We start from the raw sequence: 22491 nt of genomic DNA, 5'->3' as shown, positions 1-22491 counted from the left end.
CGCCCGCCAGAAAAATCAAGCACGCTTGCTTGTTTGCCGTAGGCCCCCGCGCGGTTTCTCGTCTCCCGCGCGCGTTACGCCGCGCGCGGCAGGCAATTCCGCGCGCAGCACCGTGCCCCGGGTGGGGTGCGGCCTCGCGAACGCACGGTGCAGTCGCTCGCGTACCGCCTCTGGTCGGTCGAGGTCGGCCCAGGTCCAGCGGACCACGACCCAACCCAGGTCGCGCAGCCGATCCTCGCGGACCTTCTCCTGGAAGACCACGTCGCCGGCGGTCTGTCCCGGTCGCGACAGCCGGCCGTACTTGACCCGGCCGTCGAACTCGCCGACGACCCCCGAACCGGCCCAGCAGAAATCGACCCGACCCACCAATCGGCCGTGCTCGTCCCGGATCTCGGACTGGAGCTGTGGCGGAGGAACGTCGAGTCGATGCAGCAACACTCGACTGCGCGACTCCCCCACGCTCTCGCTGCGCGGGTCGAGAAACTCGAACACGCGCAGCGCCGCTCGATGACCAGGGCGGTTGGTGGCGTAGGCGGCCGCGGTGCGCAAGTCCGGGGAATCGCACAAACGGGCGCGCAACGTGGCGTCGCCGGTCACCACCGCTTGCTCGAAATCGACGGTGCGTGCCAGATCGGCCACCGCCCGCGCCGGCGTGCAGACCGCCGGATCGGCCCCGGCGATCACCGCGGCGGCGGGCAGCGGCGCGCAATGCACGTGCAGCAGACGGGTTCGCCGGCCGCCCGCCGCCTGATCCCGAGTGACGTGCACTCGATCGAGCGGGACATTCCAGGTCGGCAGGCCGTGCCAGATCAGCGCGGACTGATGGCTGAGCACCGATCCGGCCGCCAACCCGGGCAGCGTCGCGGCAGCCAGCAGGCGGTGCCGCCGCTCCGCGTCGATATCGCCGGGTGGCAGGTAACTGCCCGCACGCAACCGCGTCCAGCCCGGCGACCGGTAACAACGGCGCAGCTCGGCGTCGGTGTAACCGGCGGCGAGCGCGGTCCGGCGGTGTAACGGTTCGGCGGTCATCGCTCCATCGTCGGCGACGCACGTCCCCGCGCCGCCGGCCGAGATCCCCGGTTGTGGACGGATTGTCGCCTGTGCGTTGCGCGCGAAATGACACGCCGCGCGCGGATATCCGCGCGCGGCGCGCTATTCGTCGCGCACGACGAGCACGACCTTGCCGGCGGCGGTCCGGTTCTCCAGCGACGCGATGGCCGCGCCGGCCTCGGCCAACGGATAGGTGACCGGCTCCGGCGCGGAGATCGCACCCGAGGCCAGCAACGGCTCGTACGCGGCCCACTGCCGCGCGAGGTAGTCCGGGTGAGTCCGCGCCCACTCACCCCAACCGACGCCGACCACCTCGACGTTGCGCAGCAGCAGCCGGTTCACCCGTACCGTCGGAATCTCACCGCCGGTGAAGCCGACCACCAGCAACCGGCCGGCCGGCGCCAGGGAACGGATGCTGTCGGTGAACCGGTCGCCGCCGACCGGGTCGAGCACGATGTCGACGCCCTTACCCGCGGTCAGTTCCTTGACGGCGGTCAACCAGCCGTCGGACAACACGACGTCGGTGGCGCCGGCGGCGCGAGCGATCTCCGCCTTCGCCTCGGTGCTCACCACCGCGATCGTCCGAGCCGCCCCCAACGCCGGAGCCAGCCGCAACGTGGCGGTACCGATCCCGCCGGCCGCGCCGTGCACCAGAACCGTCTCGCCGGCGGCCAACCGGCCCCGGTCGGCGAGGGCGAACTGCACGGTCAGATCGTTGAACAGCAGCCCGGCGCCGGCCGTCAACGAGACCGAGTCGGGGAGCCGGAAGACCGTGCCGGGGACCAGCGCGGCGACCTCGGCCATCCCGCCGCCGAGCACGGCCAGCCCGGCCACCCGGTCGCCCGCCGCCACGCCGGCGTCGGGCGGCGCCCACCGGACCACCCCGGCAACCTCACTGCCCGGGACGAACGGGATCTCCGGCTTGATCTGGTACCGGCCGCGGGTGAGCAACGCGTCCGGGAACGCCACCCCCGCCGCATACACATCGACCAGTACCAGGCTGTCGTAGGAGGCCGGCTCGTCGATCTCGACGAGTTCGACCGCGTCCGGTCCGTCCAGCTTGTTGACCTGTACTGCGCGCATCGGCGCTCACACTCCATCCAAAACCAACTGAGCCCACGAACCGCTCGGGCTTGTTTCGTCAGCGGCGCGCGGCGGCGACCGCGGCGGCGACGTCGGTGAACTTCACCCGGGGTCGTCCGGCGAGCTTGCCGGCCTGCTTCTCCGCCGCGTCGATCGCCCGCCAGCCTTCCCGGTCGATCAGATCGGGTTGCCGTGCGGCGAGCAGCTTGCCCAGATCGGACCGGGTCGCGGGCTGCGCCGTCAGCATCCCGGACTGGAAGTCGGCCAGCAGCAGCTCGACCGTCTCCTTCGCGTCGACCTTGTTCGAACCGATCACGCCCCGCGGGCCGCGCTTGATCCAGCCGGATACGTACACCCCGGGCACCGGTGCACCGTCCGGACCGACCACCCGGCCCGCCTCGTTCGGCACGACACCACGGCGCTCGTCGAACGGCAGGTCCGGCAGCGCCCGACCGTGGTAGCCGACCGACCGCAGCACCAGACCGGTCGTCAGCGTCTCGGTCTGCCCGGTCGGCCGGGCCACGATCGCGCCGTCCGCTGCCAGCAGCTCGTTGTGACTCAACTCGATCGCGGTCACCCGATCGGTCCCCTGCAGTTCGGTCGGCGAGACCCGATAGCGGAACACGATCCGCTTTCGCGACGCGTCGCCCGAGGTGCCCCGTTCGGCATACTCGCGAGCGAGGTTCATCTTCAGCCGAAGCGCGGGCTCGATGTCCGGATCTTCCAGGGCGGCCGCGCTCGCCGGGTCCAACACCACATCGGCCGGGTCCACCACGACATCGATCCCGGGCAGATGACCGAGCGCCAGAAACTCCGACGACGAATACGCCGCCTGCGCCGGTCCGCGCCGGCCGAGCACCACGACCTCACGGATGGTGCTTTCCCGCAGCGCGGCCAGGGCGTGGTCGGCGATGTCGGTCGTTGCCAGCTGATCCGGGTCGGCGACCAGGATTCGGGCGACGTCGAGGGCGACGTTGCCGTTGCCGACGATCACCGCGCGTTCGCCGGACAGGTCGAAGGTGCGCTCGGCGAAATCGGGGTGACCGTTGTACCAGGCGACGAACTCGGTCGCGGACACCGATCCGGGCAGATCTTCGCCCGGCACGTCGAGCCGGCGATCGGCGGTGGCGCCGACCGCGTAGATCACCGCGTGGTGGTGAGCCATCAGCTCCTGGTGCGATACGTGCTCGCCGACCCGGACGTTGAGATAGAACTGCAGGTTGTCCCGCCGGAACACCGATTCGAACATGTTCGCGACCCCTTTGGTCCCGGCATGATCGGGCGCCACACCCGCCCGGATCAGCCCCCAGGGCGTCGGCAGTCGATCCAGCATCTCGATCTCGACGTCGGCCCGGGACAGCAGCTCCTCGGCCGCGTAGCAGGCCGCCGGACCGGCGCCGACGATCGCCACCCGAAGCGTGCCGAGCGACTTCGGCGGACGCGGCGGAAGCCGCAACGGTGCCAGATCCGGCTCCAACGGATGCCGCTCGAACCAGGCCGCATTGATATCGCGGAACCGCGCCAGCGAGGCAGTCAGATCGTCCTCGGAGAAGATCGCCTCCACCGGGCACGCGTCCACGCAGGCGCCGCAATCGATACAGGTGTCCGGATCGATATGCAACATCTCCGCGGTGGCGAACTCCGGCTGGCCGGGCGAGGGCCGGATGCAGTCGACCGGGCACTCGGCAATGCAGCTCGCATCGTTGCAGCACCGCTGGGTGATCACATACGCCATTGCTCCGCCTCGCACATTCGACGACCTGAGAGGTAACCGGCTAAGAATAGAACGTGTTCCGATCCAGTCGGCTGCCAGCTCGGCAGCACGCCGTTACTCTCGGATTGTGCCCGGACGGACTCTGATCCTCATGCGACACGGCAAATCTGCGTATCCACCTGGAGTTGCCGATCACGAACGCCCGCTTTCGGAGCGCGGCCGGCGGGAAGCCGCGCTGGCCGGCGCCTGGCTGCAGGACAGCCGTCCGCCGGTCGACGCAGTGCTCTGCTCCACCGCGACCCGCACCCGGGAAACGCTCGCCGCCACCGGTATCGATGCGTCGGTCGACTACGAGAACCGGATCTACGAGGCGTCGCCGACGGATCTGATCGAGCTGATCCGCGCCGCCGACGCCGACGTCACCACGCTGCTGATCGTCGGCCACGCCCCCGGCATGCCGTGGACGGCGGCCGAACTCAGCTACAACCGCGATTCGTCGGCGGCGACGGCGATCCAGGCCAAGTTTCCGACGTCGGCGCTGGCCGTACTCAGCTTCGACTGCGCCTGGGCCGATGTCGATACCGGCCTGGGCACGCTGACCGACTTCCACGTACCGCGCTGACCCGACCGGTCAGTCGCCGATCCAGCCGTGCTCGTCGGCGAGCCGCAGCAGCCGGGTCCGAATCTCCAGCATCTGACCCGCCCGCAGCTCGCTCGAGCTGTTCAGCAGCACTTCGGTCACCTCCGCGAGGAACTCCGGCTCGGTCAGGATGTCCGATGCGCCGTCACCGGCGGACACGGCCGCCGGTGACACCGCAGCCACCGGCGCCGCGGGCGCCATCCGGATCGCTTCACGGGGTGCCGCGTCGCGCACCCGTAGCTCCACGTCGGTGGCTTTCCCGCCCCGATCGGAATCCTCGGCGCGGAACCGCACCTCGATCCCCGGCCGGGCCAGCGCCTTCTCGAACAACAAATCGTTGGTGTGGACGAACAGATCCTCACCGCCGGACTCCGGCGCGATGAATCCGTATCCCCGCTCGTGGTCGAATCGAACGATCCGCCCCGTCTCCCATGTCTCTGCCACAGTCACCACTGTATTCATCCCTCGAAACTCGTCCTCGACCCCGTCGAGGCCACCACATCCGCTACGGCGGTATCGGGCCACCCACCGGTGGGTGGCCCGATACCGGTCGCCGGCTACCGGAACTCGCTGAACCCGTAATCGTCCAACGGAACCGCCGCGCCGGTGCCCTGACCGAAGCCGTCCGGCGTGTAGTACTGATCGTCGTAGGCCGGCACCGCATAAGCCGCGGCCCGCGCCTCCTCTGTCGGATTCACCTGGATATTGCGATACCGGTTGATCCCGGTGCCGGCCGGGATCAACTTTCCGATGATCACGTTTTCCTTGAGTCCGACCAGCTTGTCGCTGCGGCAGTTGATCGCCGCATCGGTCAGCACCCGGGTGGTCTCCTGGAACGACGCCGCAGACAGCCACGAATCGGTCGCCAAGCTGGCCTTGGTGATACCCATCAGCACCGGACGTCCGGCCGCCGGCTCGCCGCCCTCGGCAACGACTCGACGGTTGGCCGCCTCGAACTCGGAACGCTCGGTCAGCGAACCGGGCAGGAACTCGGTCGAACCCGAATCGATGATCGTGACCCGACGCAGCATCTGGCGCACGATCACCTCGATGTGCTTGTCGTGGATCGACACACCCTGGCTGCGGTACACCTCCTGCACCTCGTTGACCAGATGCACCTGCACCTGTCGCGGCCCCATCACGCGCAACACCTCGTGCGGGTCGGCCGAGCCTTCCAGCAGCTGCTGACCCACCTCGACATGATCGCCGTCGGACAGCAGTCGTTCGGTGCCGTCGTCGTGCTTGAACACGCGCAACCGCTGCCGCTTGGAGAGCTTGTCGTACACGACCTCCTCACCGCCGTCGTCCGGAATGATGGTGATCTTGTAGAACCGGTCGTCGTCCTCCAGCCGGACCCGACCCGACACGTCCGCGATCGGCGCCTTGCCCTTCGGCACCCGAGCCTCGAAGAGCTCCTGCACCCGGGGCAGACCGCCGGTGATGTCGTCGCCGGCCACACCACCCTGGTGGAAGGTACGCATGGTCAGCTGGGTACCCGGCTCGCCGATCGACTGCGCGGCCACGATGCCGACCGCCTCACCGATGTCCACCAGCTTGCCGGTGGCCATCGAGCGGCCGTAGCAGGTAGCGCAGACCCCGGTGCCGGTGACGCAGGTGAGCACCGACCGGACCTTGACCTCGGTGATCCCCGCCGCGAGCAACGCATCGATCGCCGGATCACCCAGGTCGGCGCCCCGCGGTACCACCACGTTGCCGGCGGCGTCGAGCGCGTCGGCCGCCAGCGTGCGGGCGTAGGTGCTGGTCTCCACGTGCGGGTCGCGAATCAGCGTGCCGTCCGGCTGCCGCTCCGCGATATGCGTCGTGATCCCGCGCTCGGTACCGCAGTCGTGCTCGCGCACGATCACGTCCTGCGAGACGTCGACCAGTCGTCGGGTCAGGTAACCCGAGTCGGCGGTCCGCAGCGCGGTGTCGGCCAAACCCTTCCGGGCACCGTGGGTGTTGATGAAGTACTCCAACACCGTCAGGCCTTCGCGGAACGACGACTTGATCGGCCGCGGGATGAACTCACCCTTCGGGTTGGTCACCAGCCCCTTCATCCCGGCCAGCGTGCGGGTCTGGGTGAAGTTACCGGTCGCACCCGAATCGACGATCGTGATGATCGGGTTCTCCGGCGGGTAGTGCGCCCGCAGCGCTCGGCCGACCTCTTCGGTCGCTTCCTGCCAGATCTTCACCAGCGCGTTGTTGCGCTCCTGGTGATCGAGCGCACCACGCTGGTACTTCTTCTCGATCTGGTCGGACTGCGCCTCGTAGCGCTCCATGATCTCGGCCTTCTCCGGCGGCACCAGCACGTCGGACATCGAGACCGTCACGCCGGATCGGGTCGCCCAGTAGAAGCCGGCGTCCTTCAGCTTGTCGACGGTCTGCGCTACCACGATCATCGGGTACCGCTCGGCCAGATCGTTGACGATGGTGGCCTGCCGCTTCTTCGGCATCTGCTCGTTGACGTACGGGTAGTCCGCCGGCAGCAGCTCGTTGAACAGCACCCGACCGAGCGTCGTCGCGGTGATCCAGGCGTCGCCGCGCAACCAGCCGTCCGGGAACAGCTCCTCCTCCAGCTCGCGCGGCGGCCGCTGCTCGGTGAGCCGGATCTTGATCGGTGCCCGGACCGACAGCGCACCCCGATCCGCCGCCATGATCGCTTCGGCCGTCGAGGAGTACACCCCGCGTTCGGGCGACTCCCCGTCCGCTGCCTGGTAGGCCCCGGCGGCGTTCTCTTCCAACCGGGTCAGGTGATACAGGCCGGTCACCATGTCCAGGCGGGGCATGGCCAACGGCCGACCCGACGCCGGGGACAGGATGTTGTTCGACGACAGCATCAACACCCGGGCCTCGGCCTGGGCCTCGGCCGACAGCGGCAGGTGCACCGCCATCTGGTCACCGTCGAAGTCGGCGTTGAACGCCTCGCAGACCAGCGGGTGCAGCTGGATCGCCTTACCCTCGACCAGCTGCGGCTCGAATGCCTGGATGCCGAGGCGGTGCAGCGTCGGCGCCCGGTTCAGCAACACCGGATGCTCGGCGATGACCTCTTCCAGCACGTCCCACACCTGCGGGCGTTGCCGCTCGACCATCCGCTTGGCGGATTTGATGTTCTGGGCGTGGTTCAGATCGACCAGCCGCTTCATCACGAACGGTTTGAACAGCTCCAGCGCCATCAGCTTGGGCAGACCACACTGATGCAGCTTCAGCTGCGGACCGACCACGATGACCGAACGACCGGAGTAGTCGACCCGCTTGCCGAGCAGGTTCTGCCGGAACCGGCCCTGCTTGCCCTTGAGCAGATCGGACAGCGACTTGAGCGGACGATTGCCGGGACCGGTCACCGGACGGCCACGCCTGCCGTTGTCGAACAGCGCGTCCACCGACTCCTGCAGCATGCGCTTCTCGTTGTTCACGATGATCTCGGGCGCACCGAGATCGATCAGCCGCTTCAGCCGGTTGTTCCGGTTGATCACCCGGCGGTACAGGTCGTTGAGGTCCGAGGTGGCGAACCGACCGCCGTCGAGCTGCACCATCGGCCGCAGTTCCGGCGGGATCACCGGGACCGCGTCGAGGACCATGCCCATCGGCGAGTTACCGGACTGCTGGAACGCCGCGACGACCTTCAGTCGCTTCAGCGCGCGCAGCTTCTTCTGCCCCTTGCCGCTGCGGATGGTCTCGCGCAGGATCTCGGCCTCGGCGTCGATGTCGAAGCTCTGCATCAGCTTCTGGATCGCCTCGGCGCCCATCGCGCCGGTGAAGTACTCGCCGTAGCGGTCCTGCAGTTCGCGGTACAGCATCTCGTCCACGATCAACTGCTTCGGCGCGAGCTTGGTGAAGGTGGTCCAGATCTCGTCGAGCCGGTCCAGCTCACGCTGCGCCCGGTCGCGCAGCTGACGCATCTCGCGCTCGCCGCCGTCCTTGACCTTGCGCCGGACGTCGGACTTGGCGCCCTCGGCCTCCAGCTCGGCCAGATCGGCCTCGAGCTTCTGTGCCCGGGCTTCCAGATCGGCGTCGCGCTGGTCGGCGACGCCCTTCTTCTCGACGCCCATCTCGGCCTCGAGCGTGGACAGCTCGTTGTGCCGCTGCTCGTCGTCGACCGCCGTGATCACGTAGGCAGCGAAGTAGATGATCTTCTCGAGATCCTTCGGCGCCAGGTCCAACAGGTAGCCGAGCCGGCTCGGGACACCCTTGAAGTACCAGATGTGGGTGACCGGCGCGGCCAGCTCGATGTGGCCCATCCGCTCCCGGCGCACCTTGGCGCGCGTCACCTCGACGCCACACCGTTCGCAGATGATGCCCTTGAAGCGGACGCGCTTGTACTTGCCGCAGTAACATTCCCAGTCCCGGGTGGGACCGAAGATCTTCTCGCAGAACAAGCCGTCCTTCTCCGGCTTGAGCGTGCGGTAGTTGATGGTCTCCGGCTTCTTCACTTCGCCGTACGACCACTGGCGAATGTCCTCCGCAGTGGCCAGGCCGATCCGGAGCTCATCGAAGAAGTTGACGTCCAGCACGTCGTAACTTCCTTTCCCATATGGGTTGGTCTTGCAAGCTGATCACGTGTGCGGCCGGGTCCGGGCACGGAAACCCGTGCCCGGACCCGCCACGGCTAACCGGACAGGTCGTCGACGGTCGCGGATTCGTTGCGGGAGAGATTGATGCCGAGGTTGGCCGCTGCGCGCTCGAGGTCTTCGTCCTCGCCTTCGCGCAGCTCGATCGCTGCGCCGTCCGAGGACAACACCTCGACATTGAGGCACAGCGATTGCAGTTCCTTCAGCAACACCTTGAACGACTCCGGAATTCCCGGCTCCGGGATGTTCTCGCCCTTGACGATCGCCTCGTACACCTTCACCCGGCCGACCACGTCGTCGGACTTGATGGTGAGCAGCTCCTGCAGGGTGTACGCAGCGCCGTAGGCCTGCATCGCCCAGCACTCCATCTCACCGAACCGCTGACCACCGAACTGTGCCTTACCGCCGAGCGGCTGCTGGGTGATCATCGAGTACGGCCCGGTGGAGCGAGCGTGGATCTTGTCGTCCACCAGGTGGTGCAGCTTGATGATGTACATGTAGCCGACCGAGACCGGGTACGGGAACGGCTCTCCGGAACGCCCGTCGAACAGCGTTGCCTTACCGTCGGCGCCGACCATTACCTCGCCGTCCCGGTTGGGCAGGGTCGACCCGAGCAGACCGGTCAACTCCTCCTCCCGGGCACCGTCGAACACCGGGGTGGCGATGTTGCTGTCCGGCGGCGCCGCCAGCATCTCCTCCGGCAGGTTCGCCGCCCAGTCCGGCAGACCGTCCGCGTCGGGAACCTGCCAGCCGGCCTTGCCGATCCAGCCCAGGTGGGTCTCCAGGATCTGGCCGATGTTCATTCGGCGCGGCACACCGTGGGTGTTCAGGATGATGTCGACCGGCGTGCCGTCGGGCATGAACGGCATGTCCTCCTGCGGGAGGATCTTGCCGATAACGCCCTTGTTGCCGTGCCGACCGGCCAGCTTATCGCCGTCCTGGATCTTGCGCTTCTGCGCCACGTACACCCGGACCAGCTCGTTCACCCCGGGCGACAGATCGTCGTCGTCGTCGCGGGAGAACACCCGGATGCCGATCACCTTGCCGGACTCACCGTGCGGCACCTTCAACGACGTGTCGCGGACCTCGCGGGCCTTCTCCCCGAAGATCGCGCGCAGCAGCCGCTCCTCCGGAGTCAGCTCGGTCTCGCCCTTCGGGGTGACCTTGCCGACCAGCACGTCGCCGTCACGAACCTCGGCCCCGATCCGGACGATGCCGCGCTCGTCCAGGTCGGCGAGAACCTCGTCGGAGACGTTCGGGATGTCCCGGGTGATCTCCTCGGCGCCCAGCTTGGTGTCGCGCGCATCGATCTCGTGCTCCTCGATGTGGATCGAGGTGAGCACGTCCTCCTCGACCAACCGCTGGGAGAGGATGATCGCGTCCTCGTAGTTGTGGCCCTCCCACGGCATGATCGCAACCAGCAAGTTCTTGCCGAGCGCCATCTCGCCGTTCTCGGTACACGGCCCGTCGGCGAGCACCTGACCCGTCTCGACCCGCTGCCCCTCGTCCACGATCGGCCGCTGGTTCGCGCAGGTGCCCTGGTTGGACCGGGCGAACTTGCGCATCCGGTAGCTCTCCCGGGTGCCGTCGTCGGCCATCACGGTGACGTAGTCGGCCGAGACCTCCTCGACCACGCCGGCCTTGTGATTGACCACCACGTCGCCGGCGTCCACCGCGGCCCGCAGCTCCATCCCGGTACCCACCAGCGGGGCCTCCGAGCGAACCAGCGGCACCGCCTGACGCTGCATGTTCGCGCCCATCAGGGCGCGGTTGGCGTCGTCGTGCTCGAGGAACGGGATCATCGCGGTGGCCACCGAGACCATCTGCCGCGGCGACACGTCGATGTAGTCGACCTCGCTTGCCGGCACCAGCTCGGCGTCGCCGCCCTTGCGTCGGACCAGCACCCGGGCGTCGGTGAAGTTGCCCTCGGCATCGACCACCGAATTGGCCTGCGCGACGACGAAACGATCCTCTTCGTCGGCAGTCAGATAATCCACCTGGTCGGTCACCCGACCGGCCTCGACCTTGCGATACGGGGTCTCGATGAAACCGAACGGATTCACCCGGGCGTACACCGACAGCGACCCGATCAGCCCGATGTTCGGGCCTTCCGGCGTCTCGATCGGGCACATCCGGCCGTAGTGGCTGTGGTGCACGTCGCGCACCTCGAGCCCGGCCCGCTCCCGGGACAGACCGCCCGGACCCAACGCCGACAGCCGCCGCTTGTGCGTGAGGCCGGACAACGGGTTGTTCTGGTCCATGAACTGCGACAGCTGCGAGGTGCCGAAGAACTCCCGGATCGCCGCCGTGATCGGGCGGATGTTGATCAGGGTCTGCGGGGTGATCGCCTCGACGTCCTGGGTGGTCATCCGTTCCCGGACCACGCGCTCCATCCGGGAAAGACCGACCCGCAGCTGGTTCTGAATCAGTTCGCCGACCGTGCGCAGCCGGCGGTTGCCGAAGTGGTCGATGTCGTCGACCTCGACCGGCACCTCGGTCCCGCCCGGCGCGGTCATCGCCCGCTCGCCGGCATGCAATCGCACCAGGTACTCGATGGTCGCGACGATGTCCTCTTCGGTGAGCACCGAGGAGGTGATCGGCTCGCCGACGTGCAGGCCGAGCTTCTTATTGATCTTGTATCGGCCGACCCGAGCCAGGTCGTACCGCTTCTCCTTGAAGAACAGGTTCTCCAGCAGGGTCTGGGCCGACTCCTTGGTCGGCGGCTCCCCCGGCCGCAGCTTGCGGTAGATGTCCAGCAGCGCCTCGTCGGTACCGGCGGCGTTGTCCTTCTCCAGCGTGGTCATCATGATCTCGGAGAAGCCGAACCGCTCGGTGATCTGCTCGGTGCTCCAGCCGAGCGCCTTGAGCAGCACGGTGACCGGCTGCCGCCGTTTGCGGTCGATCCGGACGCCGACCGTGTCCCGCTTGTCGACGTCGAACTCCAGCCAGGCGCCCCGGCCCGGGATCACCTTGACGCTGTGCAGGTCCTTTTCGGTGGTCTTGTCGACCGAGTGGTCGAAATACACGCCGGGCGAGCGGACCAGCTGTGATACCACGACCCGCTCGGTGCCGTTGATGATGAAGGTGCCCTTGTCGGTCATCATCGGGAAGTCACCCATGAAGACCGTCTGGCTCTTGATCTCGCCGGTGTTGTTGTTGATGAACTCCGCGGTGACGAACAGCGGCGCCGCGTAGGTCATGTCCTTGTCCTTGCACTCCTCGACCGAGGCCTTGACCTCGTCGAAGCGTGGATCGGAAAACGACAGCGACATCGAGCCGGAGAAGTCCTCGATCGGCGACAGCTCGGCCAGGATCTCCTCCAGGCCGCCGATCACCTCGGTCTCCCCCCGGGCTGCGGCCCGTTCCCGCCACTGGGGCGTTCCGACCAGCCACTCGAAGGAATCGGTTTGCAGATCCAGAAGTCCGGGGACTTCCAACGGTTCGCGGATCTTTGCGAACGAGACCCGCCTGGGGGCTCCGGGAATCCCGGACTTACGGTCGGTGGCGTTTGTCTGGGTGGAGACTGCCAAGATGCGTCCTTCCAGCACCTCACGCCGGCCACACTGGGCGCGCGGCCAGCTGTCCTGCTTCAGAGTCTTCGACTTGCCGCTGGTCACGACCGGAACGAAACCCGAGCACTACGAACAGCAGGCACCTTTGGGAGAAAGTGCAGGTCCGACGGTGTGATCGAGAGATGGACAGGATGCAGCCAGCGCAAAGTCTAAAATTACATGACGGAATGGACGCCGTCAAGTAAGAAGCCGAAAAAGATCTCCGCCGGAGGAATCATCGACTCCGGCGCGATCGGCCCGCGGAAGCGTCGCTGGCTGGCGCGCTACGGCGTTCTGGCTGCTCACGAACTCGCATGTCTACTTCAGGGTGACGTGTCGACCCGGCCACGTCAAGGCTTCGGAGCCGCGTTTCCCCGAGCTTTCCAAGCAAGCCCGGGGAAACGGCGGCCGAACCGACCTCAGTTCCGGCGATGCTGGCCGGTGTCCGGATCCTCGTATCGCTGCTGCGGCTCGTAGGGAGCCGTCGGCGGCTCCTCGAACCGATCTGCGGCCGCGCCCTCGTGGGCCGACGAGTTGTCGTAGTGCTGCGGCTGGTCGTATCGGGCGTAGTTCTGGTCGTACTCGTAGCCCGCGCTGTGCTCGTAAGACGTGTCGTAGTTCCCGCCGGCACCGGCAGTCACCGGGATCTGCTGCGTGGCGTCGACGTCTTCCATGTCCTTGATGATCGCCGCCTGGGCCGCCGGCGGCAGGGTGTGCAGGATCTCCCGGACCCGGTTCTGCCGGCGGGTGATCGCTTCCCGGTACGGCATACCGGGGGTCGCCTGCATCTGCGGGACGATGCCCTCGACCTCTTCGACGCCACCGACGTTGTGGCCGGCATCGGCCAACGCCTGCTCCTGCGCCATCTGGGCTTCGTCCTTCTCCTCGGACATGCCGATCGGGCCGATCATCCGACCGTTCAGGAACTGCTTGACCACCGGCTCCTCGCTGGTCAGCAACACCTCGCGGGGACCGAACATCACCAGATGGCGCCGGAACAGCATGCCGATGTTGTCCGGCACGGTGCGGGCCAGGTTGATGTTGTGCGACACGATCAGGAACGTGGCGTCGATCTGCGCGTTGATGTCGAGGAAGAGCTGGCTGATGTAGGTCGTGCGGACCGGGTCGAGGCCGGAGTCCGGCTCGTCGACCAGGATGATCTGCGGGTCCAGCACCAGGGCTCGGGCCAGCCCAGCACGCTTGCGCATACCGCCGGAGATCTCGCCGGGCAGCTTGTTCTCGGCGCCGCCGAGACCCACCAGATCAAGCTTCTCCATCACGATCTTGCGAATGTCCGACTCGGACTTCTTCGTGTGCTCACGCAGTGGGAACGCGGTGTTGTCGAACAGATCCATCGAGCCGAAGAGCGCGCCGTCCTGGAACAGCACCCCGAACAGCTTCCGGATGTCGTACAAGTCCTTGTTCGAACAGGTGGTGATATCCGTACCATCGATATAGATATGGCCCTGCTCCGGCTTCAGCAACCCGATCAACGACTTCAGGAACACCGACTTACCGGTACCCGAAGGGCCGACCATCAGGCTGATCTCGCCCGGCGGCAGGGTAAGCGTCACATCCTGCCAGATGTTCTGTCGTCCGAAGGACTTCGTAATTCCTTCGGTCCGCACCTCGACGCCCACGTCCACCTCCACGACTACATGACACGCCACACACCCCGAAACGGGTGTGGATCACGCCACTTTAACCTTACCCGCGAGTGCGCACCCTGATACCGACCAAAAGATCGGCAACTCGCGCACGCCCGCTCGACCGGAACGCGCCGAGCGGGCGTCCCTTGCTGGGGACACCCGCTCGGCGCAGGATCAGGAGCGATCCACCTACTTGACGGCGACCTGCGCGCCGGCCGCAGCCAGCTTGTCCTTGGCCGCTTCGGCGGCCTCCTTGTTGACCTTCTCCAGGATCGCCTTCGGGGCGCTCTCCACGAGGTCCTTGGCCTCCTTCAAGCCCAGGCCGGGAACGAGTTCCCGGACCACCTTGATCACCTGGATCTTCTTGTCGCCGGCGCCCTCCAGGACGACGTCGAACTCGTCCTGCTCGACGGCAGCCTCGGCCGCCGCAGCCGGGGCGGCCGCCGCCGCGACTGCAACCGGAGCGGCGGCGGTGACCTCGAAGGTCTCCTCGAACTTCTTGACGAACTCCGAGAGCTCGAGCAGGGTCAGTTCCTTGAACGCCTCGAGCAGGTCGTCGGTGCTCAGCTTTGCCATGACGGGTTTCCTTTCGATGTCTGGTCGATCCGCGAACGCGGATCAGGATTCTTCGGTTGCCTCGGCCGCGTCAGCGGGTGCAGCGCCGGATTCCGCGGTGTCGGATTCCGCAGCAGCGGTTTCGGTGGCGTCGGTTTCGGTAGCAGCGCTACCCGCCTCCGCCGCCCGCTTCTCTTCCAGCGCGGCCGCGAGCCGGGCGACCTGAACGGCCGGCGCCGCGAACAACGCGGCGGCCTGACTCAGGTTGGCCTTCATCGCGCCGGCCAGCTTGGCCAGCAGGACTTCGCGGGAATCGAGATCCGCGATCCGGTCGACTTCTTCGACCGTGAGCGGGCGGCCATCCATGTAGCCGCCCTTGATGATCAGGGCCTTGTTCTCCTTGGCGAAGGTCTTCAGCGCCTTGGCGGCGTCGACCGGCTCGCCGGAGATGAACGCGATCGCGGTCGGACCGACGAACAGGTCGTCCAGACCGTCGACGCCGGCCGCGGCAGCAGCGCGTTTGACCAGCGTGTTCTTCGCGACGGAGTAGGTCGCGCCGGTGCCCAGCGCCCGCCGCAACGAGGTCAGATTGCCGACCGACAGACCGCGGTACTCGGTGATCACCGCAGCGCTCGCGCCCCGGAACTGGTCGGCGATCTCCGCGACCGCGGCCACCTTTTCGGACTTTGCCATGCTTCGCCTCCTCTCGGTGGTGTCGGGTTCACCGAGTAGGCCGCATCGGGGCCCGGAAACGACAAACGCCCCGGTGCAGGGCACGCGGGGCCGGCCGGCCCGAACGGATACCCGGGGCCGACGACTCTGCTCGCCTGCGTGGGTCGTCGGCGTCGTGGCCGGACCTTCGACCGTGCGGAGAGCACGGCGACCAACGGTCTTCGGTGAACTGTGGTGTCGGATGGCGATCGAACTGGCCGAAAGCCGTCCTACAGCGTACGCGCCGGTCTCGCCGACACCAAACCCGAGCAGCCGGGGCTACTCCCGGGTAGTACTGAGAGGATGAAGATCGCTACCGGCCGTACCGACGGCGCCGTGCAACTCGCCTACGAGGACCTCGGCCCGACCGATGGGGAACCGGTCGTGCTGATCATGGGGTTCGCCAGCCAACTCACCCGCTGGCCGGATTCGTTCTGCGCGCGGCTGGTCGACGCCGGTTACCGGGTGATCCGGTTCGACAACCGGGACATCGGGTTGTCGACGAAACTGTCCGGTACCCGCGTCGGCGGCTCGCAACTGGCTCGCCTCGCCCGCTACCAGCTCGGCCTGGCCAGTCCGGTGCCGTACACCCTGGTCGAGATGAGTGACGACGTCACCCGGCTGCTGAACCACCTGAGCCTGGACTCCGTGCACCTGGTCGGCGCCTCGATGGGCGGGATGATCGCCCAGGTGTTCGCCGGGCAACACCCGGATCGGGTGCGCAGCCTGGGCATCATCTTCTCCACCACCAATCAGGCTTTCCTCCCACCGCCGCATCCGGCGGCGTTGCGCGCCCTGACCGCCGGCCCCGGCACGAACCCGACCCGGGAGCAGGTGATACAGCACACCCTGGCGGCAGCGAAGCTGTTCGCCGGTTCGGCCTACCCGCAACCGGAAGCCGAGCTTCGGGACCGGATTGCGGCCGACTACGACCGCTGCTACTACCCGGCCGGTCTCGTCCGCCAGTTCGGTGCGGTCACCGGCACCGGCAGTCTGCTGCGCTGGACCGAACAGATCACCGCGCCGACCGCGGTGATCCACGGCACTGCCGACCCGCTGGTCCGCCCATCCGGCGGAAAGGCGGTGGCCCGGGCGATCCCGGCAGCTCGGCTGCACCTGATCGCCGGGATGGGGCATGATCTGCCGGCGCAACTGGAGGAGCAAGTCACCGGGTTGCTGATCGAGAACTTCCGCCAGGTGCGGACCGGATAGCCATCCCGGTTCGGCCGAGCGTCGACGGCATCGATCGTCACCGGAAGTCGCGCGAGGTCGTCCGGAAGGTGAGGGCGAGGCGTTCGAGCCGATCGGCGAGCACGTTCACCGCGCCGTCCCGGCATTCCAACGTGCCCCGGACGATCATCGCACTCGCATTACGGCCGACGCTGCGGTGTCTGTTCCACACCCCGATCGTGCAGATGACGTTGATCATCCCGGTCTCGTCTTCCAGGTTGAGGAACGTCACCCCGCTCGCCGTCGCAGGTCGCTGACGATGGGTGACCACGCCGGCGACCAAAACCCGCCGATCGGGCTCGGCGCCGGCCAGATCACCAGCTCGGAGCACCCCCCGAGCGGCCAGCCGGTCGCGTAGGTACTGCATGGGATGGCTCTCCGGCGAGATCGTCGTCGCCCACAGATCCGCCATGGTCGCTTCGGCCGACGCCATGTTCGGCAACGTAGGCGGCGGCCCGGGCAGCGAGGTTCCGGCGATCGTGCCGGGGCCCGCACCGGCGACGATCCCGGCGCTCCACAACGCTTGCCGCCGACTGAGACCGAAGACATCGAAGGCCCCCGCGGTCGCCAATGCCTCGAGCTGCACTCCGGTCGGCTCGACCCGCCGGACCAGGTCGGCCAGGTCCCGATACGGTCCGCCGGCCGCGCGCTCGGCGGTCAGCCGCTCCGCCAACTCGACCCCGATCCCGGTCACACTCGCCAACCCCAGCCGAACGGCGAAGCGGCCGTCCCGCCGGTGCACCGCGTGGTCGAACGGCTCGTCGGGATCGAACGGTCCGACCTCCGGCTGGTCACGCTCCAGACACCCGCCCCGTCCCGGCGCTCCCTGCTCCGATTCCGGCAGGAGTTCGAGATCGGGGTGCACCCCGGAATGCAGGATGCACGGCCGCCGAGTCACGACGCCGTGCCGACGGGCATCGGCGACCAGGCTCTGCGGTGAATAGAAGCCCATCGGCTGGGCACGCAACAACCCACACAAGAATGCCCCTGGATAGTGCAGCCGAAGCCACGTGCTGGCGTACACGATCAACGCAAAACTGATCGAATGGCTCTCGGCGAAACCGAAGTTCGCGAACGCCTCGATCCGTTGGTAGATGTCTCGGGCCGCCGCACCGGTGACTCCGTTGGCCGCCATCCCCGCGAACAACTGCTCGCGCAGCCGGCCGATCCGCTCGATGCCACGCTTGGACCCCATCGCCCGGCGCAACAGGTCCGCATCGTCACCGCTGCAGCCGCCGACCGTCATGGCGATCTGCATCAGCTGTTCCTGGAACAACGGAACCCCGAGAGTCCGTTCGAGCACCGGCTCGAGCAGCGGATGCGGGTAGGTGATCGGCTCGGCACCGGTGCGTCGGCGGATATACGGGTGCACCGCTCCGCCCTGGATTGGACCGGGTCGGATCAGCGCGATCTCGGTGACCAGGTCGTAGAAGCAGCGCGGCCGCAGCCGCGGCAGCGTGCCCAGCTGCGCCCGGCTCTCGACCTGGAACACCCCGATCGCGTCGGCCCGGCACAGCTGGTCGTAGACCCCGGGCTCCTCCTTGGGGATCGACGCCAACGTCCAGGCCTCGCCCACCCGCTCCCGCGCCACGTCCAACGTGTGCTGCACCGCGCCGAGCATCCCCAGGCCGAGCAGGTCGAACTTGACCAACCCCATCCACGCACAGTCGTCCTTGTCCCACTGCAGGACCGTGCGATCGACCATCCGCGCCGGCTCGATCGGACATACCTCGCCGATCGGACGGTCGGTGAGCACGATTCCGCCGGAATGGATTCCCAACTGCCGCGGCGCCCGGAGCAGCTCGTTCGCGAGCTCGAGCACCGGCCCCGGGATGTCGTGGTCCGCGACCGGGCCGCCCCACACATCGACCGACTTGGACCACGCGTCCTGCTGCCCGCTCGAATAGCCGAGCGCCTTGGCCATGTCGCGGACGGCGGAGCGAGGCCGGTAGGAGACCACGTTGCACACCTGGGCTGCGTTGCGCCGACCGTACTTCGCATAGACCCACTGGATGACCTCTTCGCGGCGGTCGGAATCGAAGTCGACGTCGATGTCCGGCTCCTCGTCACGGGTGGTCGAAAGGAACCGCTCGAACGGCAGGTCGAACTTCACCGGGTCGACGGCGGTGATCCCGAGGACATAACAGACAGCCGAGTTCGCCGCCGAACCACGCCCCTGACAGAGGATTCCGCGGCTGCGGGCAAAGGCGACGATGTCGTGCACGATCAGGAAGTACCCGGGGAAGTCGAGCCGCTCGATGACGGTGAGCTCACGCTCGAGCCGGGCCCGGACGTCCGTACCGGCATCGGGGTAGTGCGTCGCGCACCCCCGCCGGACGAGCTCGCGCAACCAGGACATCGAGGTGTGCCCGTCGGGCACCGCCTGCCGCGGCAGCCGTGGTCGCGCCTTGCGCAAGGGAAACGCAAGATCGGCAGCGAGGTCGGCGGTCCGGGCGACCGCACCGGGGAACCGCGCGAACCGAGCCGCCATCTCCGCTCCCGAGCGCAGGAACGCCGCACCGGAGGCCGGCAGCCAACCGTCCATCTCGTCGAGGCCACGGCGGGCCCGCACCGCCGCGACGGCATGCGCCAGTCGCCGGTCCCGCGGGTGGGCGTAGTGGACGTTGCCGGTGGCGACGACACCGACACCACCGGCCGACGCCACCGCCGCGACCGCATCGTTGGCCGCCGCGTCGAGCGGATAGCCGTGGTCGTAAACCTCGGCAAACACGTTGTCCCGCCCGAATCGCTCGGTCAGTGCGGTCAATTCGCGAGTTGCCGCGGTGACATCGGACCGGGTCAGGGCCTGGCGGACGGCACCCTTGCGGCAGCCGGTGAGCACGACCACCCGGCCCGCCAACGACTCGGTCAGCGTATCGAGATCGTAGACCGGGCGGCCCTTCTCGCCGCCGGTCAGGTGCGCGGTCGTCAGCGCCTCGGCGAGCGCGTGATAGCCGGTCTCGCCCCGGGCCAGCACGAGGAGATGGCTGCCTTCCGGATCGGCGACGCCGTTCTGCGGCCGAGCCAGCCCCAGCGAGAGCTCGGCGCCGTACATCGTGGGCAGGCCGTGCTCGTCGGCCGCTTCGGCCATCCGCACCACGCCGTAGAACCCGTCGTGGTCGGTGAGCGCGAGCCCGGTCAGGCCCAACCGGACGGCTTGCCGAACGAGCTCCTCCGGAGCGCTGACCCCGTCCAGGAAACTGAAGTTGGAGTGACAGTGCAGTTCGGCATAGGGGACGACATCGGTGGGACCGGCGATCGGGCCGGTCGAGCGGGCCGCATAGGAGGCACGTTTCCGCGACCACGCCGGACCGTCGCCGCCGTCCGGCTCGCTCGGCCGGCCCGAAAGCATCCGTTCCAGCTCGGACCAGGGGATGTCCGGATTGTGATACCCCACATCGCACCTCTTTCTCGTCCCGGATTCAGTCGTATCGGGCTTCGGCCCACCACCGGCCCCCGGCGACGAGCAGCAGCCACGCGCTGTCGTCGGCACCGACCAGCTGGAATCGGGCGACCCGACGTGCGCTCTCGGTGTCCCACCACCTCTCGTCGATCGGCCACGGACCGGCCCAGGACCGCACGGCGAACGAGCGAGCTGCACCGGGCGGGGTGAAGCGAACCGGTTCGGCGGTCACCACACCGCGCGCGGTAACGCCGACATCCACCCCGCCGGCATCGACGACCCGGACCGGCAGCGGCTCGGCGAATACGGTCGCCGGCGCGGGTAGCGGCATGGTGCCGGGCCACGGCCGGTCCCGCGGGCGCGGCGGCCGGCGCGGATCGCCCCAGGGCACCAGGGTTTGCCGGTCGGCCGGGCCCCGCCCCCCGCCGAGGACCACCGACACCACCGCGTCACGGCCGAGCAGGCTCTGGATCTTCGCGGCGACCCGATCGATCCGGTCGTCGGCACCATCGCCGTACAGGCTTTCGGCATGGTCGACGAGCGGGACGACGACCTGCGGAAGGAACCGGACCTCGGTGACCGGCGCAGCGACTCCGCCGCGCTCACCCGGGGTCCCGGCCAACTGCCAGCGCAGCCGGTCGATCAGATCCGCGCTGTCGAACCAACGCGAGTGCATCCAGGTCCGTTCGTGCACCCCGCCGTCGGCGGCGTGCACTTCGATCCAGACCGTCGTGCAGACCAGCTGCCGGTCGGCCAGCCCGGTGACGAACTCTTCGGCGGTCCGGCGCATGCTGAAGGCGAGCGGTTCGACCCGATCCAGCGGCGGCTCGAACACCTGCGAGCGTTCGTACTCCGGTTCCGGGCGGCCTGTGTGCAGCCGACCGTCGTGGCCCCGGGCGAGCCGATGGGCGAGCAGTCCGGTATGCCCGAATCGGCCGAGCACATCGCGCGGGGACAGCGCGGCAAAGGAACCGAGCGTTCGAAGCCCCAGCCGGGGCAGCAGACCGGTGAGTTCGGCGACCCCGAGCACCTGGATCGGCAACGGCGCCAGGAAAGCCGCCGCAGCTCCCGGCTCGATGATCAGGCTCTCCTGTGGCGCCGCCCGGCGAGCCGCCTGCTCCGCCGCGAACGGCCCGTCGGCGATCCCGAACCGACAGTCGGCGATCCCCAGGCCGACCAACGCCTCGGCGAGAACCGCGCCGACGTGCTCTTCACCACCGTAGAACCGGCTGCCGCGATCGACCCGGATCGCGCAGGTACCGGGCCGGATCAGCTGGACACCGGGATGGCGTTCCTCGACGGCCGCGAGCACCGGCTCGTAGCTGCGGACCTCCAGATCCGGGTCGTGGGTCGCGACGATCAGGCCGGGACAGCGGGCCTGGGCATCGCGAAGTCGTTGACCGCGCCGGACCCCGTCGGCCCGCGCCTCCGGTGAGCAGGCATGGACGACCCCCTGGGCGGAAACGGCGACGGGTCGGCCGGGCTCCCCGATCCCGACCCGCCGGGCCGTCCGGACCGGCCAATCCGGACACCAGGCGATGAGCGTACGCACTACTCGACGCTCCCGCTCAGCTCGCCTGCTCGGCAGCTCGGCGGAACTCCCGACCAGGCCGAGCCGCGGATTCGGGGGCGAGCCGGACGGCACCGGTGGCATCGAGGATGAGCCGAGTCAGCCGCGGCGCCCCCCATTTGCCGTATGCCGCAACGACGAGTTCCTGCCCGGTGAGATGGCCGTGACCCGCACCCAACCCGGACCAGCTGCTCTGCACCACGGCGAGCCGGGCTTCGGGTCGCGGCCAGGCATCCCGGTCGTCGAGGACGAGGAGCGTGGCGGAGCGCTGTCGCAACCGGGCGACGAGCCGGCCGACATCACCGTCGGCCACCGTGCGGGGTGCCGATAACAGAACGAGCGGCAGCACGTCGACCAACGCCGCCGTCGCAACCATCCAGTCGGCTCCCGGTGCCGGGATCAGGACGACCCGGCTCAGATCGACACCGAGCGCCTGCGCGGCTTCGGCGCCGAACGTCGGCATCCCGACCACGCCGCACCACAGGCCGTGGGCCGACGGGCCGGCCAACAACGCAAGCGCGAGGGTGGTCGAACCGCGGACGGTGTACGACACCCCGGTGCGCAAACCGCCCGGGACGACGTCGGCGAGCGCCGAGAGCGTCCGGAGCGGCGCGCGGACCCGCTCACGACCCTGCGCACTGCGCACCCGGGCGCGCAGATCACCGATGCGATCGTGGGGAAACCTGCCGCCGAGACCGGCTATCGGGCCATCCGAGGTACCTGCATCGCCTGCCACACCCACGAGTATCGAACATGCGTTCGATACT

14 protein-coding genes are annotated in these 22491 nt (G+C 68.3%); 2 read left to right on the top strand and 12 right to left on the bottom strand.

Going from position 1 to position 22491, the window contains the following annotated elements; all coding sequences use genetic code 11:
* Nucleotides 1-15 precede the first annotated feature (15 nt).
* The 3 genes from KV203_RS03500 to KV203_RS03490 all read right to left on the bottom strand — a co-directional run bounded on the left by KV203_RS03500 (nt 16) and on the right by KV203_RS03490 (nt 3868).
* A complete protein-coding gene (locus tag KV203_RS03500) occupies nt 16-1029 on the bottom strand; it encodes a M8 family metallopeptidase (protein ID WP_066466686.1) in 1014 nt (337 codons plus the stop codon).
* Between the two features lie 123 nt (nt 1030-1152).
* A complete protein-coding gene (locus KV203_RS03495; protein ID WP_066466687.1) occupies nt 1153-2133 on the bottom strand; it encodes an NADPH:quinone oxidoreductase family protein in 981 nt (326 codons plus the stop codon).
* Between the two features lie 58 nt (nt 2134-2191).
* Entirely contained in the window at nt 2192-3868 is a 1677-nt protein-coding gene (locus KV203_RS03490) for an FAD-dependent oxidoreductase (RefSeq protein ID WP_066466688.1), read from the bottom strand.
* Nucleotides 3869-3998: 130 nt separating this feature from the next.
* Here KV203_RS03490 and KV203_RS03485 point away from each other — a divergent pair, with 130 nt between their 5' ends.
* The gene (locus KV203_RS03485; protein WP_066466689.1) at nt 3999-4469 is read left to right on the top strand and encodes a SixA phosphatase family protein; all 471 of its coding nucleotides are present in this window, start codon (nt 3999-4001) and stop codon (nt 4467-4469) included.
* Between the two features lie 9 nt (nt 4470-4478).
* Here the strand turns inward: KV203_RS03485 and KV203_RS03480 are convergent, their stop codons facing one another.
* The 6 genes from KV203_RS03480 to rplJ all read right to left on the bottom strand — a co-directional run bounded on the left by KV203_RS03480 (nt 4479) and on the right by rplJ (nt 15503).
* Nucleotides 4479-4931 (bottom strand): cold-shock protein, encoded by a 453-nt coding sequence (locus KV203_RS03480; protein ID WP_246600521.1) that lies wholly within the window; start codon nt 4929-4931, stop codon nt 4479-4481.
* Between the two features lie 113 nt (nt 4932-5044).
* Entirely contained in the window at nt 5045-8998 is a 3954-nt protein-coding gene (locus KV203_RS03475; protein WP_066466691.1) for a DNA-directed RNA polymerase subunit beta', read from the bottom strand.
* Nucleotides 8999-9093: 95 nt separating this feature from the next.
* The gene (rpoB, locus tag KV203_RS03470) at nt 9094-12603 is read right to left on the bottom strand and encodes a DNA-directed RNA polymerase subunit beta (protein ID WP_066467080.1); all 3510 of its coding nucleotides are present in this window, start codon (nt 12601-12603) and stop codon (nt 9094-9096) included.
* Between the two features lie 422 nt (nt 12604-13025).
* Nucleotides 13026-14246 carry an ABC transporter ATP-binding protein gene (locus KV203_RS03465; RefSeq protein ID WP_169797452.1) on the bottom strand — a complete coding sequence of 407 codons (1221 nt, stop codon included), beginning with the start codon at nt 14244-14246 and terminating at the stop codon, nt 13026-13028.
* Nucleotides 14247-14444: 198 nt separating this feature from the next.
* Complete coding sequence (gene rplL, locus KV203_RS03460) at nt 14445-14831, bottom strand: 50S ribosomal protein L7/L12 (protein ID WP_066466692.1); 387 nt, start codon at nt 14829-14831, stop codon at nt 14445-14447.
* Between the two features lie 42 nt (nt 14832-14873).
* Nucleotides 14874-15503 carry a 50S ribosomal protein L10 gene (rplJ, locus tag KV203_RS03455; protein ID WP_066466693.1) on the bottom strand — a complete coding sequence of 210 codons (630 nt, stop codon included), beginning with the start codon at nt 15501-15503 and terminating at the stop codon, nt 14874-14876.
* A 321-nt stretch (nt 15504-15824) separates the two neighbouring features.
* Here rplJ and KV203_RS03450 point away from each other — a divergent pair, with 321 nt between their 5' ends.
* Nucleotides 15825-16733, top strand: coding sequence for an alpha/beta fold hydrolase (locus tag KV203_RS03450; protein WP_066466694.1), 909 nt, complete (start codon nt 15825-15827; stop codon nt 16731-16733).
* 37 nt (nt 16734-16770) lie between these two features.
* On the opposite strand, the gene KV203_RS03445 is transcribed toward KV203_RS03450, so the two are convergent.
* The 3 genes from KV203_RS03445 to KV203_RS03435 are packed head-to-tail and all read right to left on the bottom strand — an operon-like array spanning nt 16771 to nt 22460.
* On the bottom strand, nt 16771-20148 hold the full coding sequence (locus KV203_RS03445; protein WP_066466695.1) for an error-prone DNA polymerase: 3378 nt from the start codon (nt 20146-20148) through the stop codon (nt 16771-16773).
* A gap of 25 nt (nt 20149-20173) precedes the next feature.
* Nucleotides 20174-21706, bottom strand: a complete 1533-nt coding sequence (locus KV203_RS03440) for a DNA polymerase Y family protein (protein WP_066466696.1) — start codon at nt 21704-21706, stop codon at nt 20174-20176.
* Between the two features lie 16 nt (nt 21707-21722).
* Complete coding sequence (locus tag KV203_RS03435; protein ID WP_217995924.1) at nt 21723-22460, bottom strand: hypothetical protein; 738 nt, start codon at nt 22458-22460, stop codon at nt 21723-21725.
* Nucleotides 22461-22491 lie beyond the last annotated feature (31 nt).

The sequence above is a fragment of the Skermania piniformis genome (assembly GCF_019285775.1).
GTDB lineage: Bacteria > Actinomycetota > Actinomycetes > Mycobacteriales > Mycobacteriaceae > Skermania > Skermania pinensis.
This window is presented reverse-complemented; position numbering and strand designations above follow the sequence as displayed.

Excerpts from the sequence above, each read along its gene's own strand:
- rplL (WP_066466692.1), bottom strand. The coding sequence starts at position 14,831 with ATGGCAAAGCTGAGCACCGACGACCTGCTCGAGGCGTTCAAGGAACTG.
- KV203_RS03450 (WP_066466694.1), top strand. The coding sequence starts at position 15,825 with ATGAAGATCGCTACCGGCCGTACCGACGGCGCCGTGCAACTCGCCTAC.
- KV203_RS03500 (WP_066466686.1), bottom strand. The coding sequence starts at position 1,029 with ATGACCGCCGAACCGTTACACCGCCGGACCGCGCTCGCCGCCGGTTAC.
- KV203_RS03490 (WP_066466688.1), bottom strand. The coding sequence starts at position 3,868 with ATGGCGTATGTGATCACCCAGCGGTGCTGCAACGATGCGAGCTGCATT.
- rplJ (WP_066466693.1), bottom strand. The coding sequence starts at position 15,503 with ATGGCAAAGTCCGAAAAGGTGGCCGCGGTCGCGGAGATCGCCGACCAG.
- KV203_RS03485 (WP_066466689.1), top strand. The coding sequence starts at position 3,999 with ATGCGACACGGCAAATCTGCGTATCCACCTGGAGTTGCCGATCACGAA.
- KV203_RS03495 (WP_066466687.1), bottom strand. The coding sequence starts at position 2,133 with ATGCGCGCAGTACAGGTCAACAAGCTGGACGGACCGGACGCGGTCGAA.